The 16,009-nt window shown below is 70.6% G+C and carries 13 protein-coding genes; 6 read left to right on the top strand and 7 right to left on the bottom strand.

Annotated features, from left to right (window positions below; translation table 11 throughout):
- The first annotated feature begins 174 nt into the window (after nt 1-174).
- The 3 genes from ASF49_RS10700 to lpdA all read left to right on the top strand — a co-directional run bounded on the left by ASF49_RS10700 (nt 175) and on the right by lpdA (nt 6,035).
- Complete coding sequence (locus ASF49_RS10700; protein WP_056471950.1) at nt 175-3,147, top strand: 2-oxoglutarate dehydrogenase E1 component; 2,973 nt, start codon at nt 175-177, stop codon at nt 3,145-3,147.
- Between the two features lie 80 nt (nt 3,148-3,227).
- Entirely contained in the window at nt 3,228-4,520 is a 1,293-nt protein-coding gene (gene odhB / locus ASF49_RS10695; RefSeq protein WP_056471946.1) for a 2-oxoglutarate dehydrogenase complex dihydrolipoyllysine-residue succinyltransferase, read from the top strand.
- Nucleotides 4,521-4,634: 114 nt separating this feature from the next.
- Nucleotides 4,635-6,035 (top strand): dihydrolipoyl dehydrogenase, encoded by a 1,401-nt coding sequence (gene lpdA / locus ASF49_RS10690; RefSeq protein WP_056471944.1) that lies wholly within the window; start codon nt 4,635-4,637, stop codon nt 6,033-6,035.
- A 102-nt stretch (nt 6,036-6,137) separates the two neighbouring features.
- Here the strand turns inward: lpdA and ASF49_RS10685 are convergent, their stop codons facing one another.
- Nucleotides 6,138-6,680: a phospholipase A2 family protein gene (locus ASF49_RS10685; protein WP_056472698.1), complete on the bottom strand. Its 543-nt coding sequence runs from the start codon at nt 6,678-6,680 to the stop codon at nt 6,138-6,140.
- A 420-nt stretch (nt 6,681-7,100) separates the two neighbouring features.
- Here ASF49_RS10685 and ASF49_RS10680 point away from each other — a divergent pair, with 420 nt between their 5' ends.
- Complete coding sequence (locus tag ASF49_RS10680) at nt 7,101-7,388, top strand: MTH1187 family thiamine-binding protein (RefSeq protein ID WP_056471941.1); 288 nt, start codon at nt 7,101-7,103, stop codon at nt 7,386-7,388.
- Between the two features lie 19 nt (nt 7,389-7,407).
- Here the strand turns inward: ASF49_RS10680 and ASF49_RS10675 are convergent, their stop codons facing one another.
- Nucleotides 7,408-7,632, bottom strand: coding sequence for a hypothetical protein (locus tag ASF49_RS10675; RefSeq protein WP_056471938.1), 225 nt, complete (start codon nt 7,630-7,632; stop codon nt 7,408-7,410).
- Between the two features lie 225 nt (nt 7,633-7,857).
- Here ASF49_RS10675 and ASF49_RS10670 point away from each other — a divergent pair, with 225 nt between their 5' ends.
- Nucleotides 7,858-9,405 (top strand): sensor domain-containing diguanylate cyclase, encoded by a 1,548-nt coding sequence (locus ASF49_RS10670; protein ID WP_162240972.1) that lies wholly within the window; start codon nt 7,858-7,860, stop codon nt 9,403-9,405.
- Between the two features lie 26 nt (nt 9,406-9,431).
- Here ASF49_RS10670 and ASF49_RS10665 read toward each other — a convergent pair whose 3' ends face one another.
- Entirely contained in the window at nt 9,432-9,944 is a 513-nt protein-coding gene (locus ASF49_RS10665; protein ID WP_056471933.1) for an SRPBCC family protein, read from the bottom strand.
- A gap of 62 nt (nt 9,945-10,006) precedes the next feature.
- Nucleotides 10,007-10,963 carry a TAXI family TRAP transporter solute-binding subunit gene (locus ASF49_RS10660; RefSeq protein ID WP_056471930.1) on the bottom strand — a complete coding sequence of 319 codons (957 nt, stop codon included), beginning with the start codon at nt 10,961-10,963 and terminating at the stop codon, nt 10,007-10,009.
- A gap of 199 nt (nt 10,964-11,162) precedes the next feature.
- On the opposite strand from ASF49_RS10660, the gene ASF49_RS10655 reads away from it, so the two are divergent.
- A complete protein-coding gene (locus tag ASF49_RS10655; RefSeq protein WP_056471927.1) occupies nt 11,163-12,509 on the top strand; it encodes a PQQ-dependent sugar dehydrogenase in 1,347 nt (448 codons plus the stop codon).
- A 141-nt stretch (nt 12,510-12,650) separates the two neighbouring features.
- Here ASF49_RS10655 and ASF49_RS10650 read toward each other — a convergent pair whose 3' ends face one another.
- The 3 genes from ASF49_RS10650 to ASF49_RS10640 form a co-directional block, all read right to left on the bottom strand.
- On the bottom strand, nt 12,651-12,914 hold the full coding sequence (locus ASF49_RS10650; RefSeq protein WP_056471924.1) for a hypothetical protein: 264 nt from the start codon (nt 12,912-12,914) through the stop codon (nt 12,651-12,653).
- Between the two features lie 213 nt (nt 12,915-13,127).
- A complete protein-coding gene (locus tag ASF49_RS10645) occupies nt 13,128-14,231 on the bottom strand; it encodes a helix-turn-helix transcriptional regulator (protein WP_056471920.1) in 1,104 nt (367 codons plus the stop codon).
- Nucleotides 14,232-14,394: 163 nt separating this feature from the next.
- Complete coding sequence (locus ASF49_RS10640) at nt 14,395-16,008, bottom strand: ABC transporter ATP-binding protein (protein ID WP_056471918.1); 1,614 nt, start codon at nt 16,006-16,008, stop codon at nt 14,395-14,397.
- Nucleotide 16,009: the final 1 nt, after the last annotated feature.

Below are 16,009 nucleotides of genomic sequence, written 5' to 3'. Positions count from 1 at the left end.
TGCATTGCTCCGGCGTTCAGGTCCGCGACCCCATCTACGAACGAGCGACGCGAGCCCGACGGTGCCCGCGTCTTTCCCGATACATCCGATCCCCTCCGCGATCCGCGCCGAGGTGGGTCGGGCAGGGGGCCTCCCCGGCGGAGGACCCCGCACAGCGGCAGGATGACCCGAACGATGGCACGCCAGGACGCGCTCGAAACCTCGTTCCTCTACGGCGGCAACGCCGCCTATATCGAGGAGCTGCAGGCGGCTTACGCCCGTGATCCGAACTCGGTCGACCCCGAGTGGCAGACGTTCTTCCGGTCCCTGAACGAGGACAAGGGGCTCGCGGAGAAGAACGCGGCCGGCGCCTCCTGGGAGCGGCCGAACTGGCCGATCCACGCCAACGGCGAGATCGTCTCGGCCCTCGACGGCAACTGGGCCACCGTCGAGAAGGCGATGGGCGACAAGATCCGCGCCAAGTCCGACACCGCCTCGGCCCCGGCCAAGGGCGTCGTCATCGCCTCCGCCCCCGGCATCTCGGTGGAGCAGGCGACCAAGGATTCGGTCCGCGCGATCATGCTGATCCGCGCCTACCGCATGCGCGGCCACCTGCACGCCAAGCTCGACCCCCTCGGCCTCGCCCCCCGCGGCGACCACGAGGAACTGCACCCGCAGCATTACGGCTTCGAGGAGAAGGACTGGGACCGCCCGATCTTCCTCGACAACGTGCTCGGCCTGGAATTCTCGACCATCCGCGAGATCGTCGAGATCCTGGAGCGCACCTACTGCCAGACGCTCGGCGTCGAGTTCATGCACATCTCCAATCCGGAGGAGAAGGCCTGGATCCAGGAGCGCATCGAGGGCAAGGGCAAGGAGATCACCTTCACGCCCGAGGGTCGGCGCGCGATCCTGAACAAGCTGATCGAGGCCGAGGGCTTCGAGAAGTTCCTCGACCTCAAGTACACCGGCACCAAGCGCTTCGGCCTCGACGGCTCCGAGGCGATGATCCCGGCGCTCGAGCAGATCATCAAGCGCGGCGGCGCGCTGGGTGCGGAGGAGATCGTCGTGGGCATGGCCCATCGCGGCCGCCTCAACGTGCTCACCAACGTGATGGCCAAGCCCTTCCGGGCGGTGTTCAACGAGTTCAAGGGCGGCTCGGCCAACCCGGCCGAGGTTGAGGGCTCCGGCGACGTGAAGTACCATCTCGGTGCCTCGTCGGACCGCGCCTTCGACGGCAACAACGTCCACCTCTCGCTCACCGCCAACCCGTCGCATCTCGAGATCGTCGATCCCGTCGTGCTCGGCAAGGTGCGCGCCAAGCAGGACCAGCGGGCCAAGCCCACGGTGGAGCGCACCCGCGTGGTGCCGCTGCTCATCCACGGCGACGCCGCCTTCGCGGGCCAGGGCGTGGTGGCCGAGTGCCTCGGCCTGTCGGGCCTGAAGGGCCACCGCACCGGCGGCTCGATCCACTTCATCATCAACAACCAGATCGGCTTCACCACCGATCCGCGCTTCTCGCGCTCCTCGCCCTACCCGTCGGACGTGGCCAAGATGGTGGAGGCCCCGATCTTCCACTGCAACGGCGACGACCCGGAGGTCGTGACCTTCGCGGCCAAGATCGCCATCGAGTACCGCCAGAAGTTCGGCAAGCCCGTCGTCATCGACATGCTGTGCTACCGCCGCTTCGGCCACAACGAGGGCGACGAGCCGGCCTTCACCCAGCCGAAGATGTACCAGCGCATCCGCAAGCACCCGACCGCGCTGGAGACCTACGGCAAGAAGCTCGTCGCCGAGGGCGTGCTGAGCCAGGAGCAGCTCGACACCCGCAAGGCCGAGTTCCGCGCCATGCTCGACGCCGAGCTGGAGGTCGCCACGAACTACAAGGCCAACAAGGCCGACTGGCTCGACGGGCGCTGGGCCGGCTTCAAGGCGGTGCGCGAGGACGTGGACGATCCCCGCCGCGGCAAGACCGGCGTGGCCGCCGAGACCCTGCGCGAGATCGCCCAGCGCATCACCACGCCGCCGCCGGGCTTCCACCTGCACCGCACGATCCAGCGCTTCTTCGACAACCGCGCCAAGGCGGTGGAATCGGGCAAGGGCATCGACTGGGCGACGGCCGAGGCCCTGGCCTTCGGCTCGCTCCTCATCGAGGGCCACCGCGTCCGCCTCTCGGGCCAGGATGTCGAGCGCGGCACCTTCTCCCAGCGCCACGCCGTGGTGATCGACCAGGAGAACGAGCAGCGCTACACCTCGCTGAACTCGATCCGCGAGGGCCAGGCCAGCCTGGAGGTCATCAACTCGATGCTCTCCGAGGAGGCGGTGCTCGGCTTCGAGTACGGCTACTCGGCGGCCGAGCCCAACGCCCTGGTGCTGTGGGAGGCGCAGTTCGGCGACTTCGCCAACGGCGCCCAGGTGGTCATCGACCAGTTCATCTCCAGCGGCGAGCGCAAGTGGCTGCGCATGTCGGGCCTGACCCTGCTGCTGCCGCACGGCTACGAGGGCCAGGGGCCGGAGCACTCCTCCGCCCGCCTGGAGCGCTTCCTGCAGATGTGCGCCGAGGACAACATGCAGGTCGCCAACTGCACGACGCCGTCGAACTACTTCCACATCCTGCGCCGCCAGCTGCACCGCGAGTTCCGCAAGCCGCTGATCCTGATGACGCCGAAGTCGCTCCTGCGCCACAAGAAGGCGGTCTCGCCGATCGAGGCGATGGCGGAGGGCTCGAGCTTCCACCGCGTGCTCTGGGACGATGCCGAGCGCGACGAGGACGGCATCAAGCTCGTCAAGGACGACAAGGTCCGCCGCGTCGTGCTGTGCTCGGGCAAGGTCTATTACGACCTCTACGAGGAACGCGAGAAGCGCGGCGTCACCGACGTCTACCTGATGCGCGTCGAGCAGCTCTACCCGTTCCCCCTCAAGGCGCTCGCCAACGAGATGAGCCGGTTCCGCAACGCCGAGGTGGTGTGGTGCCAGGAGGAGCCGAAGAACATGGGCTCCTGGGCCTTCGTCGAGCCCTACCTCGAATGGGTGCTCGGCCAGGCCCAGTCGCCGGTGAAGCGCGCGCGCTACGTCGGCCGCCCGGCCTCCGCCTCCACGGCGGTGGGCATGCTCTCGAAGCACCAGGCCCAGCTCCAGGCCTTCCTCAACGAGGCGCTGGCGGTCTGACCGCCCGCCTTTCCCCCACGTTTCTCGATCCGAGGGCGCCGCGGAGCGGCGTCCCGAACCCTCCGGACGGACACTGAACCATGGCAACCGATATCGTCGTCCCGACCCTGGGCGAATCCGTGAGCGAGGCCACCATCGGCCGCTGGTTCAAGAAGCCGGGCGACACCGTGGCGGCCGACGAGCCTCTGGTCGAGCTCGAGACCGACAAGGTCACCCTGGAGGTGAACGCCCCGGCGGCGGGCCAGCTCGGCGAGATCCTGGCCAAGGACGGCGAGACGGTGGAGCCCGGCGCGCTCCTCGGCTCGATCGTCGAGGCCGGGGCCGGCGGCGGCAAGGCCGCGGCGCCGAAGAAGGCCGAAGCCAAGGCCGAGACCAAGGCCGAGGGCAAGCCCGCGGAGGCTCCGGCCCAGGATTCCTCGGCCGCCTACGGCAACCACGGCGACGCCGCCCCCGCGGCCGCCCGCGAGTCCGGCGACCACGGCCCCGCGGTCGCCAAGATGGCGCGCGAGTCCGGCATCGACCCCGCGACCCTGAACGGCAGCGGCAAGGACGGCCGCGTGACCAAGGGCGACATGCTGGAGGCGACCGCCAAGGGGCCGTCCGCCCCGGCGCCCGCGCCCGCCCGGGAGGCGAAGCCCGCCGCCCCGCGCGCGCCCTCGAAGCCCGACGATGCGGCGCGCGAGGAGCGCGTGCGCATGACCAAGCTGCGCCAGACCATCGCCCGCCGTCTCAAGGACGCGCAGGACACCGCCGCGATGCTGACGACGTTCAACGACGTCGACATGTCGGCCGTGATGGCGATGCGGAGCCAGTACAAGGACATCTTCGAGAAGAAGCACGGCACCAAGCTCGGCTTCATGGGCTTCTTCACCAAGGCGGTGATCGGCGCCCTCAAGGACGTGCCGGCGGTGAACGCCGAGATCGACGGGCAGGACCTCGTCTACAAGAACTACTACCACATCGGCATCGCCGTCGGCACCGACAAGGGCCTCGTGGTGCCGGTGGTGCGCGATGCCGACGACCTGTCGATCGCGGGCATCGAGAAGAAGATCGCCGGCTTCGGCAAGAAGGCCCGCGACGGCAAGCTCTCCATCGACGAGATGCAGGGCGGCACCTTCACGATCACCAACGGCGGCATCTACGGCTCGCTGATGTCGACCCCGATCCTCAACGCGCCGCAATCCGGCATCCTCGGCATGCACCGCATCGAGGAGCGCCCCGTCGTGCGCGCCGGCAAGATCGAGGCGCGGCCGATGATGTACCTCGCCCTGTCCTACGATCACCGCATCGTCGACGGGAAGGAGGCCGTGACCTTCCTCGTGCGCGTCAAGGAGGCGCTCGAGGATCCGGCACGCCTCGTGCTCGACCTCTAAGGCCCGGCAGCTGCCGTCCGCCGGCCGCGCTCCCGCGTGGCCGGACGCTTCCGCGCGCTTCGTCCATCGATGGTGGGGCATGACCCGCCGCCCAATCCAGCGAGTCAGATTCCTATGTCCTACGATCTCGTCGTCATCGGCACCGGCCCCGGCGGTTACGTCTGCGCCATCCGGGCCGCCCAGCTCGGCCTCAAGACGGCCGTGGTGGAGAAGCGGGCCAGCCATGGCGGCACCTGCCTCAACGTCGGCTGCATTCCCTCGAAGGCGCTGCTGCACGCCTCCGAGGCCTTCGAGGAGGCGGGCAAGCACTTCGCCGACATGGGCGTCATCGTGAACGCGCCCGAGCTCGACCTCGCCAAGATGATGACCTTCAAGCAGGACGGCGTCGACGGCAACACCAAGGGCGTCGAGTTCCTGCTCAAGAAGAACGGCATCGACGCCTATCGGGGCACCGCGCGGCTGGCCGGCGCGGGCCGCGTCGAGGTGCTGTCCGAGGACGGCGGCAACCAGCTCCTGGAGACGAAGAACGTTGTCATCGCCACGGGCTCGGACGTCACGAAGCTCCCCGGCGTCACCATCGACGAGAAGATCGTCGTCTCCTCCACCGGTGCCCTCGCCCTGGAGAAGGTCCCGGGCAAGCTCCTCATCATCGGTGCCGGCGTCATCGGCCTCGAGCTCGGCTCGGTCTGGCGTCGCCTCGGATCGGAAGTGACCGTGGTCGAGTATCTCGACCGGATCCTCCCGGGCATGGACGGCGAGGTCGGCAAGCAGTTCCAGCGCATCCTCGGCAAGCAGGGCGTGCAGTTCAAGCTCTCGTCCAAGGTCACGGGCGTCGAGGTCGGCGACGGCGCCGCCACCGTCACGGTGGAGCCCGCCGCCGGCGGCGAGGCCGAGAAGCTGCAGGCCGACGTGGTGCTCGTGGCCATCGGCCGGGTGCCCTACACCGAGGGCCTCGGCCTGGAGACGGTGGGCGTCGGCCTCGACAACAAGGGCCGCATCCAGACGGACAGCCACTACGCCACCAACGTCACCGGCATCTACGCGATCGGCGACGTCATCGCCGGGCCGATGCTGGCCCACAAGGCCGAGGACGAGGGGGTGGCCGTGGCCGAGCTGCTGGCCGGCCAGTCGGGCCACGTGAATTACGGCGTGATCCCGAACGTGGTCTACACCTATCCGGAGGTCGCCTCCGTCGGGAAGACGGAGGAAGAGCTGAAGAAGGACGGCATCGCCTACAACAGCGGGAAATTCCCCTTCACCGCCAATGGCCGCGCCAAGGTGAACCACACCACGGACGGCTTCGTGAAGATCCTGGCCGACGCGACCACCGACCGCGTCCTCGGCGTCCACATCGTGGGGGCCGATGCCGGCAACCTGATCGCGGAGGTCGCGGTGGCGATGGAGTTCGGCGCCTCGGCCGAGGACGTCGCCCGCACCTGCCACGCCCACCCGACCCTCACGGAGGCGGTCAAGGAAGCGGCCCTCGCGGTCGGCAAGCGCGCGATCCACATCTGATCCCCGCACGCTCTCGCGTCCCGGCGGCCGTCGCTCCCCCGAGCGGCGGCCGTTTTCCTGCGGGCGCGGGACCGTCGGGGCTCGCCGGTCCCGGAGACCCGATCAGGGCGCCTGGCAGGCCATCACGTCGGCCGCCTGGGCCACGCTGAGGGCCCGCTCGCGGACCTGGCGCGAGAGGCCGGGCCGCTCCGAGACGGCGGCCGCCTCCCGTTCGAGGGTGACGTTGCAGGCGCAGGAACGATGCCCGGCGGCGTCGAAGCAGGCGTCGTGGCGCATGCAGGCCGCGTCGAGGTCGTCGGTGGGCGGCAGGCCCTCGCCGCGCTGGCCGGCGCCGCAGTAATTGCCGTGAAACAGGGCCTTGCCCTCCAGCACCTGCGCGAGATCGGCCTTGGGCAGCGGCGGCTCGTCGGGCCGGTCGACCTGCGTCAGGTCGTTGGCCGGTCCGCCGGCCCGGTCAGCGGAGCCGCGAAGCGCCCTGGGGATGCCGGAGGCCGGGCCGGGCTGGTTCAGGGGCTCGCCCGCCCGCCCGTTGGAATCGGCCAGATCCGGCAGCGGAGGCGGCGGACCCGGCCGCACGTCCTCCTCCACCGGGACGGCCGGCGCCTCGGTGGCGGTCTGGGCCTGAACCGCCCCCGCCGTCAGCATCAGCAGCGCGGCGATCGCAGCGGCAAAGGCGCGAAACCTGTCGGTCAAGGCTGTCGTCTCCCGTCCAACCGACCGCTCCCCGAACGGGCTCGGAGCCAGGATGCATCCGGTCCCGGATGGGTCAGGGCCGCGGGCCGGGGAGGGGTCCCCAGTGATCAGCAGATACGGCGAAGGCGGCGATTCCGTTCCGCACGGGATGATCCGGCCCCCGGCCTGGCCGAGGGGCGATCACGGACACCGACGACTGGGAACCGGAGGGCCGCATTCCGCGATCCCCGTCCCTGCTTCGACGAAGACTGCCTCCGGCAAAGGACTCGCCGCCGATTTCAGTTTGGGGCGAGCGGGCGGTCCCCGGAGGTGATTGACAGGACAGGACACCTGCCACCTCTGGCAGGACCGTGAAGCGCAGGGAGAAGTATCATGAAGGTCGTGGCGGATCTGTGCATCGTCCCGATGGGCGTCGGACCATCGGTCTCGCCCTACGTGAAGGCGATCAAGGCGATCATCGACGCGAGTCCCCTCGATGCCGAGATGCATGCCAACGGGACGAATATCGAGGGCGAACTCGGCGAGATCTGCGCGCTCATCGAGGCCTGCGAGGCCAAGCTCAGCGAGATCGGCGTCCAGCGCGTCTTCTTCACGATGGCGTTCTCGTCCCGGCGCGACAAGGAGCAATCCATGGCGGACAAGCTGACGGCCGTGCTCTGAGCGACGGCCGCCGAACCGGTCACGGCTTCGACGGATCCGCCTTCGGCCGGTCCAGGGTCTCGCCGGCCAGGCATTCCCGCAGGAAGGTGTCGCGGCCGGCCCCCGTGAGGCCGTTCCTGTCGGCCTGCGCCGCGCACACCGCCGCGCCGCGCGCGTCCCCACTGGAAGCCGGCGGCGTCTGAGCCGCGGCCGGCGTCGCCAGCCCGAGGGCGAGGAGCAGGATGGGGCTGTGCCGGGATGCCATGGCGTGTCCTTCCGTCCGGTTCGGTCCGCTTCGACCGGGCAACGCCGCCGGACGGCCGCTTGATCCGCCCGCCGGGTCGTCCCGGACGGTCCGCCGTCGCGCGGGACGCGCCCGACGGGGGAAGAATTAACCGCTCCCGGGCGATGACTCGGTCCTGCCGGCTCTCGTCATCCTCCCGCCAACCCGTCCGCCGCCGGATCACCGATGGATGCCAGGATCCTGACGATGCCGACGCAACCCCTCCGGATGCGGCACTTTCAGTGGACGCACTCGGCCCGGTGGCTGAGCGCCATCAACCTGCTCTCGGTGGTCGGTCTCTGCGCCGTCTCGGCCTTCATGCTCTGGCAGATGCGCCTCGATGCGGCCCGGCGCTCGGAGATGACGTCGCGCAGCCTCGTGCAGGTCCTCGGGCGGGACATCGCCCGCAACATCGAGATCTACGACCTCTCCCTGCGGTCCGTGGTCGACGGCCTGAAGCTTCCCGAGCTCGCCGAGGCCGATCCCGAGCTCCGGCAGATGATCCTGTTCGACCGCGCCGCCACCGCCGAGAATTTCGGCCACACCCTCGTGTTCGACAGGACCGGCAAGCTCATCATCAGCTCGAAATCGCTCACGCCGGAGCCGCTGAACTACGCCGACCGCGAATACTTCCAGTATCACGTCAGCCATCCGGGAAACGCGCTGCACATCAGCCAGCCGCTGATCTCGCGCCTCACCGGCAGGCGGGTGCTGATCATCAGCCGGCGCCTGTCGGACCCGGACGGCAGCTTCGCCGGAGTGGTGCTCGGATCGATCTATCTCGACTATTTCCGCCAGCTCTTCGCCGCCGTCGGCGCCGATCACGCCGGCACCGTCACCCTTCACGGTCCGGGCGGTGCGATCATCATGCGCGAGCCCTACGACGAGGGCGTGATCGGCCGCAGCGTCTCGGCCACCGACAGCTACCGGCGGTTCCTCGATGCGCCGGAGGGCCGCTTCAGCGGCCCCGCGATGGTGGGCGAGGGCAACCGCGACTTCGTGTTCACCAAGGTCGGGGACCTTCCGCTCCATCTCAGCATCGCCGTGGCGCCCGCGGAGATCTACGCCGAGTGGTGGCACCGCGCCCTCGTTCTCGGCGCGGTGGTGCTCAGCCTGTGCGCCACCACCATCGTCCTGACCGGGCTGTTCCGGCGTGAGCTGCACCAGCGCAAGGCGGCGGAGCAGGCTGCCCTCGACCTCAACGTCCAGCTGGAGAAGCTGGCGACCACCGATGCCCTGACGGGCCTCGCCAACCGGCGGCGGTTCGACGACGTCCTGGGCCGCGAATGGCGCCGGGCTGTCCGCAACCAGCTGCCGCTCTCGCTCCTCGTTCTCGACGCGGACTACTTCAAGGGCTTCAACGATCGCTACGGGCATCAGCGGGGCGACGAGGCCCTGCGGCTGATCGCCCGCTCCATCGAGGTCGGCATCGCCAGCGTCTCCGACACGGCCTGCCGCATCGGCGGCGAGGAATTCGCCGTGATCCTGCCCGAGACCGATGCGGCGGGGGCGGAGACCGTCGCCCAGCGCATCCGCGAGGCCGTGGCGGGCTGGGCGCTGCCCCATGCCGGCAGCCCCCTCGGAATGCTCACGGTGAGCATCGGCCTGGCGCAGATTCCCGAGATCCGGGCGGTCGACCCCGTCGCCTTCGTCGAGGCGGCGGACCAGGCGCTCTACGCGGCCAAGGCGAACGGGCGCAATCAGGTGCAGGTCCGGCGCCCGGACAGGGCCGGCCTTCGCCTGGCGGCCGGCTGATCCCGCAGCGGCCGGTCGCAGACGACCTATCTCGGCCGGGCCGCCGGGGCGCCGAACTCCCGGGCGATGCCGTCGAGGCCCTGGTCGTAGACGCCCTCGATATCGGCCCGGGCCGCGACCTCGCTTAGGCCGGCCGGGTCGAAGGTCGCGCTCCAGACCACCGTCGCGCCGGTGCCGTTCGGCCGGACCTGAAGGGTGGCGTTGTAGGCCGCCACGGGCAGGGGACCCTCGACGAAGGCGTAGCTGTAGCTCATCCCGGCCTCGTCGCGCCGGGTCTCGGCCTCGACGAGGGTGCCGAGGCCCCCGGCGACGACGAGCCGGCGCATCGGCTCGTTGTCCTCCCGGTCCAGATCCTCCCGGGTTCCGGAGGACTCGCAGGCGGCGACCTGCGGATGCCACAGGGCGATGGAGCAGAAGCCGCCGATGAGCGCCCACACGGCGGCGGGCGGAGCCGGGATGTCGCGGCTGCGGGAGACCTCGATGGCGCCGGCCGGGCCGGCCAGGACCGCGAGGACGATCCCTGAGATGGCCTGCCGCATGGTCGTTCTCCCCGCTTCCGCTCAGCGCAACCGGGCGACGGGAGCGAAGGTTGCGCCTTTCCTCAGGGGAGGGCGCCGATGCCGCGCAGGTAGGCGGCGCTCGCCGGGTGCAGCCAGCCGTGGGGCACGGCGTCGACGAGGTTGCGCGGGTCGCTGTCGCCGCCCTGCGGATAGCTCTGCGCGAGGCGCGCCTGACTCCCGGCCAGAGCCGCGACGAAGCGGGCCACCAGCGCTCCGTCGACGTCCGGCCGGGCGAGGACGAAGCTCCACGAGCCCACCGTGTCGATGGGCGCCTGCTGGCCCTTGAGGGCGTTCGCCGGCACGGTGCGGCGGCGCAGCGAGGTCCCCAGCGCCAGGATGCGGTCGATCGCGTCCGGGGCGGGTCCGAAGAAGCGGGCGCCGCCCGGCGCCTCCGCCAGCGTCCGGAAGCCGGGCCAGCCGAGGCCCGCCCCCCAGAGCGCCGCGGCGCGCCCGTCCTGCACCATGACCGCCCCGTCGCCGGCCCGATCGAGGAGGATCGGCTCGATGTCGCGGTCGGGATCGATCCCCGAGCCGGCCAGGACGGTCCGGCCCATGACGGTGAGGCCGGAGGCGTGGGTGCCGAGGACGACGCGCCGGCCCCGGAGGTCCGGGACCCCGCGGATCCCGCTGGCAGCCGGGACGACGAAGAGGCCGGGCGAGGCGTTCACCGGCGCCACCACGGTGAGGCGCGCCCCCGCCGCGGGCTCGGCCCGGAGGGCGTCGGTGGCGTAATCGCCCTGGACCAGGGCGAGGTCGACGGTGCCGCCCTTCAGGAGGCCCACATTCTCGGCCGAGCCCTTGGACGGCCGCAGGGTGATGGACAGGGTCGGATCGGCGGCGCCCAGCGCCTCCACCAGCGCTTGACCGAAGGCCGGGAACGAGCCGCCCGGCGTCGCCGTCGCCAGCACGAGGCCGCCCGGCGCGCCGGCCGATCGCGCCCGCCCGGGCACGATCAGCGTCGCCGCCGTGACTCCGACGAGGAAGGAGCGCCTGAGCATGGGTCCACCCGGTGTTATCAGGGGCCGCGGCACCGCCGCCCCGGGCCGCAGGGTCGCGGACGGCATTCAAGCGGAAGCGGCCGGGCTCGCGCAAGGGTCTGCGGCACGCCGCGCGGGAGCCAAAACCGGTCTCGGAGGCTTGACCCGGTGAGACGTGGCCGCGCGGGCCGCGCACAACGTGCAAGCTGAAGTGATCGTCATGCGGACTCGATCGAAACTCGGCCTCGGCGCCCTGGCCGTCATCCTTCTCGGCGGCGCAGCCTTCGTGCGCTTCATCGTCTATCCGGAGAAGGCCACCCTCGAGGCCTCGGCCGGGCAGGGCGCCAGCCCGACCCTGCCGGCTCCGAACCCGACCCTGATGCCCACCGTGAACATCGCCCGTGTCGCCCGCTGGGAGAGCGGCGCCAAGCCCCAGGCCGCGGCCGGGCTGCAGGTCGCGGCCTACGCGGAGAACTTCGAGCATCCGCGCTGGATGTCCCTCCTGCCCAACGGCGACGTGCTCGTGGCCGAGGCCAACAAGCCGCAGACCGACGATCCCTCGACCGGCGTCGCCGACTGGGTCGCCGACAAGGTCAAGAGCCTGGCCGGCGCCGGGGTGAAGAGCCCCGACCGCATCGTTCTCCTGCGCGACGCGAACGGCGACGGCGTCGCCGAGGAGCGCCACGTGTTCCTCAAGGACCTGCACTCGCCCTTCGGCATGGCGCTGGTCGGCTCGGACCTCTACGTCGCCAATGCGGATTCGCTGGTGAAGGTGCCCTATCAGGCGGGCGAGACCGAGATCACGGCGACGCCGGAGAAGGTCGTCGACCTGCCGTCCGGCATCAATCACCACTGGACCAAGAACGTCATCGCCAGCCCCGACGGCCAGAAGCTCTACGTGACCGTCGGCTCGAACAGCAATGTCGGCGAGAACGGCCTCGACAAGGAGACCGGCCGCGCGGCGATCTGGGAATACACCATCGCCACCAAGCAGATGCGCGAATACGCCACCGGCCTGCGCAACCCGAACGGCCTCGGGTTCGAGCCAGTGACTGGCAAGCTCTGGACCGCGGTGAACGAGCGCGACGAGATCGGCAGCGACCTCGTGCCCGACTATGTCACCTCCGTGCAGGAGGGCGGCTTCTACGGCTGGCCCTACAGCTACTGGGGCAACCACGTGGACGAGCGCGTGCAGCCGCAGAAGCCCGACCTCGTCGCCAAGGCGATCGCGCCGGACTACGCGGTCGGCACCCACACCGCCTCCCTCGGCATCGCGTTCTCGCAGGCCAGCAGCCTCCCGGAGGCCTGGAAGAGCGGCCTGTTCGTCGCCCAGCACGGCTCGTGGAACCGCCGGCCGAAGAGCGGCTACAAGGTGATCTACGTGCCCTTCAAGGACGGCAAGCCCACTGGGCAGCCGGTCGACGCGCTGACCGGCTTCCTCAACGCCGACGAGAAGGCCCAGGGGCGCCCGGTGGGCGTCATCCTCGACAAGACCGGTGCGCTGCTGGTCTCGGACGATGTCGGCAAGACGATCTGGCGGGTGAGCGCCACCAGCCGGACCCAGTAGCGGCCTCCCAGCCGACCGCCGGGGCCGGGCTCGCCCGCATCGGCGTCCGGCTCGCCTCCGACGAGGCGAGCGACGCCCCGGGGCGGGACCCTCGGCGCCGCCGCGGGGGGACGGGGCGCGCCCCTCGGCCGCTGAGGCGGATCAGTGCAGGGTCGGCGGCGGCTCCAGGAACGCGCGCATGCCCCCGCCCTCCTCGACGGCGTCGGTGAAGGCGTCGAGCGCATCCTCGTCGGACTCGAAGGTATCGCTCCAGACCGTCGACCAACCCGCCTGGTCGATGACCTCCAGCGTCCACGGATCCTGCGTGCCCGCGAAGCGATAGACGTTCACGGTCACGGTGACGCCGTCCTGGGTCGCCCGCCCGGTCAGGTCGGAGAATTCCATGTTCGGCTTCTCATCGGTCATCGGTGTCTCTCTTCCCATGACGAGGTCACCGCAGGGATCCGGGTCCGTCCCTGTCTCATGAGCCGAAGGATGGAGCGTATCAGAGTTCTCGACGACGCGGTTCGGAATTGTTCGGGCGCGCTGCGAGCCGTGGCCTGCATCGATTTCACCAGAAGAGACCATCAGGCGGCGACGGGCGGGGGGGGCGGGCGGCTCGTCCGGGAAGCCGTCGCGTCAGAGGCGCGCCTGCTGGCTGAGCAGCAGCAGCAGCTCGCTCTGGCCGGAGGTTCCGGTCTTCGCGAAGATCCGTTTCAGGTGGCTCCGCACGGTGGCCATCGACATCTGGAGAAGGTCCGTACAATCCTGGGGGCCGTGTCCCGCGAGGAGGGCGTTGCAGAGCTCCGACTCCTTCGGCGTCAGGCCGTAGAGTTGCTTGAGAAGGCCCGGATCGGCCGGTGAGCGCGCATCGAGATCGACGATGGTCAGGATGGCCCGGCACCCGTCGAAGTATTCCAGGCCGGTCTTCCGCAGCGGCTGCGCCCGCAGGATCAGGGGCCTGCAGCCCTCACGCTCGACGATGACCGGCGCCAGGGCCGGACTGTCGGGCTTCAGGTCGGTCCAGACGGCGGCCGCGATGTGCCGGCGGATGGCCGCCGTGGCGCGGGCATCGGCCGGAACGACCAACTCGCCCGCCCGGATGTTCAGATCGCGGCCCAGCAGGCGTTCCGCGGCGGCGCTGACCCGCAGGACGCGCCCGGTCCGATCCAGCAGCAGGCTCGGATTGCGGATGGCGCCGAAGGCGTCCGCGAGCCCGTTCAGGCGGGCCTCGCCCATGCTGTGAGCGAGCTGGGCCGCGCGGTTCAGGGGGGCGATCATCCTCTTCAAGGCTTGCTGTTCCTCCGGCGTATAGGGACCCTGGTCGCCGGTCCGCTGCAGCATCATCACCCAGGCGTCGCCACCGACCTCGACCAGCAGGCCGGCGGACCATTGGAAGCCGTGCGGCCGAAGATAGCTCGCGTAGAACGGCTCCGTCCGCATGATGTCCGGCGTCGCGTAATCCTGGTCGACGAAGAGCCCGGTCCTGATCAGCTGGGGCAAGCCGTTGGTGCGGTAATCCCGCTCGGACCAGCCGCCGCGGAAGTAACCGTCGGCCACCGCCTCGAGGCTGTCGCTCATCGGGATGCCGGGAACGCGCCCCCTGAGCGGAAGCGCACCCGCGCCGCGAGCCCCCGTCGCGGCGACCAGCAGGGAAACGGCATCCGTCCACCGCTCCGGCTGAATCGCCGCCGAGATGATGCTGTCTTCGATCCTGCGCACAGCATCGTCGTCGAGGTGCATGGAGACCGTCCAACGGATTCGAGGCGTAAGGCCGGCCGAAACCTCCGGCTGCGCGCACGAATACCGTTACAGACCGCCGCGGACGACGCGTCAATTGCCCGAAGCCTTATCGCGTCGAACGGGACGCGCCGGCCTCGGGCTCACGCCCGGGCCGCCGACCCCCTCATCCGGCGCGCATGGCCTGCAGCCCCGGCACGGCGCCGAGAAGATCGCGTGTATAGGCGTGCTCAGGCGCGCGGAAGAGGTCGGCGGTGGGACGCATCTCCACGATGGCGCCGCGATGCATCACGGCGATGCGGTCGCAGATCTTGGCGGCGACGCGCAGGTCGTGGGTGATGAACAGCATCGCGAGGTTCAGGCGCCGCTTGAGGTCCTCCAGGAGGTCGAGCACCTGCGCCTGGACCGAGACGTCGAGGGCCGAGACCGCCTCGTCGGCCACGAGCACGTCGGGTTCCATGGCCAGCGCACGGGCGATGCCGATGCGCTGGCGCTGGCCGCCGGAGAAGGCGTTGGGGTAGCGCTCGGCCGCGCTCGCCGAGAGGCCGACGAGATCGAGGAGTTCGCGGGCCCGCGCGCGGGCCTCGCGGGCCGGCGTGCCGTGGGCGATCGGACCGGCGGTGATGATCTGCTCGACCGTGCGGCGCGGGTTCAGGGACGCGAAGGGGTCCTGGAAGATCATCTGGATGCGCTTGCGCTCGTCGCGCAGGGCGCGGGGGGCCAGCGCCGTGTAGTCGAGGCTGCCGAGGCGCACCGTACCTTGGTCGGGCTCGACCAGGCGGATCGCGAGCCGGGCGGTGGTGGACTTGCCCGAGCCGGATTCGCCGACGAGGCCGAGGGTCTCCCCGCGCCGGACGTCGAAGGCCACCGCCTTGACCGCCGCGACCACGCGCGGCTTGCCGAACAGGCCGGCTCGCGTGGTGTAGGTCTTGGTCAGGCCGATGGCCGAGAGGGCGAGGGGCTCGGCCTCGCGGGAGGCGCGCGCCGGGGGCACGAGGCTCGGCACGGCCGCGAGCAGGGCCTGGGTGTAGGGGTGCTGCGGGTTCTCCAGGACCGCCTCGGCGCTGCCCTGCTCCACGAGCCGGCCGCGCTGGAGCACGGCGACGTGGTCGGCGATGTCGGCCACCACGCCGAAATCGTGGGTGATGAACAGGACGCTCATGCCGCGCCGCCGCTGCAGGTCGCGGATGAGCTTGAGGATCTGGGCCTGGGTGGTGACGTCCAGCGCCGTGGTCGGCTCGTCGGCGACGAGGATCGAGGGTTCGAGGGCCAGCGCCATGGCGATCATGGCGCGCTGGCGCTGGCCGCCGGAGAGCTGGTGCGGGTAGGCCCGCACGATCTGCACCGGGTCGGGCAGGCCGACCTCGGTGGCGAGCGCCACCGCCCGCGCCCTGCGCTCGGCCGGGGTGAGGAGGTCGTGCGCCTCGAACATCTCGGCGATCTGGTCGCCGATGCGCATGACCGGGTTGAGGGCCGTCATCGGCTCCTGGAACACCATGGCGATGCGGCGCCCGCGCAAGGACCGCCAGCCGCGCTCGTCCAGGGTGAGGAGGTTCCGGCCCTCGAACAGGATCTCGCCGCCGACCGGCTCCAGCGCGCGGGGCAGGAGGCCGGTGAGCGCGTAGGCGCTCATCGACTTGCCCGAGCCCGATTCGCCGACGACGCAGAGGATCTTGCCGGGCATCAGGTCGAGGGAGAGGTCCTCGACGGCATGGGGCCGGTCCGAGCCCTTCGGCAGCGCCAGGGTGAGGTTCCGGATGCGGACGACGGGCTCGCTCATG

Source organism: Methylobacterium sp. Leaf104, from assembly GCF_001422885.1.
Taxonomy (GTDB): domain Bacteria; phylum Pseudomonadota; class Alphaproteobacteria; order Rhizobiales; family Beijerinckiaceae; genus Methylobacterium.
Note: the sequence above shows the minus strand (reverse complement) of the source record. Positions and strands in the feature narration are given on the sequence as shown.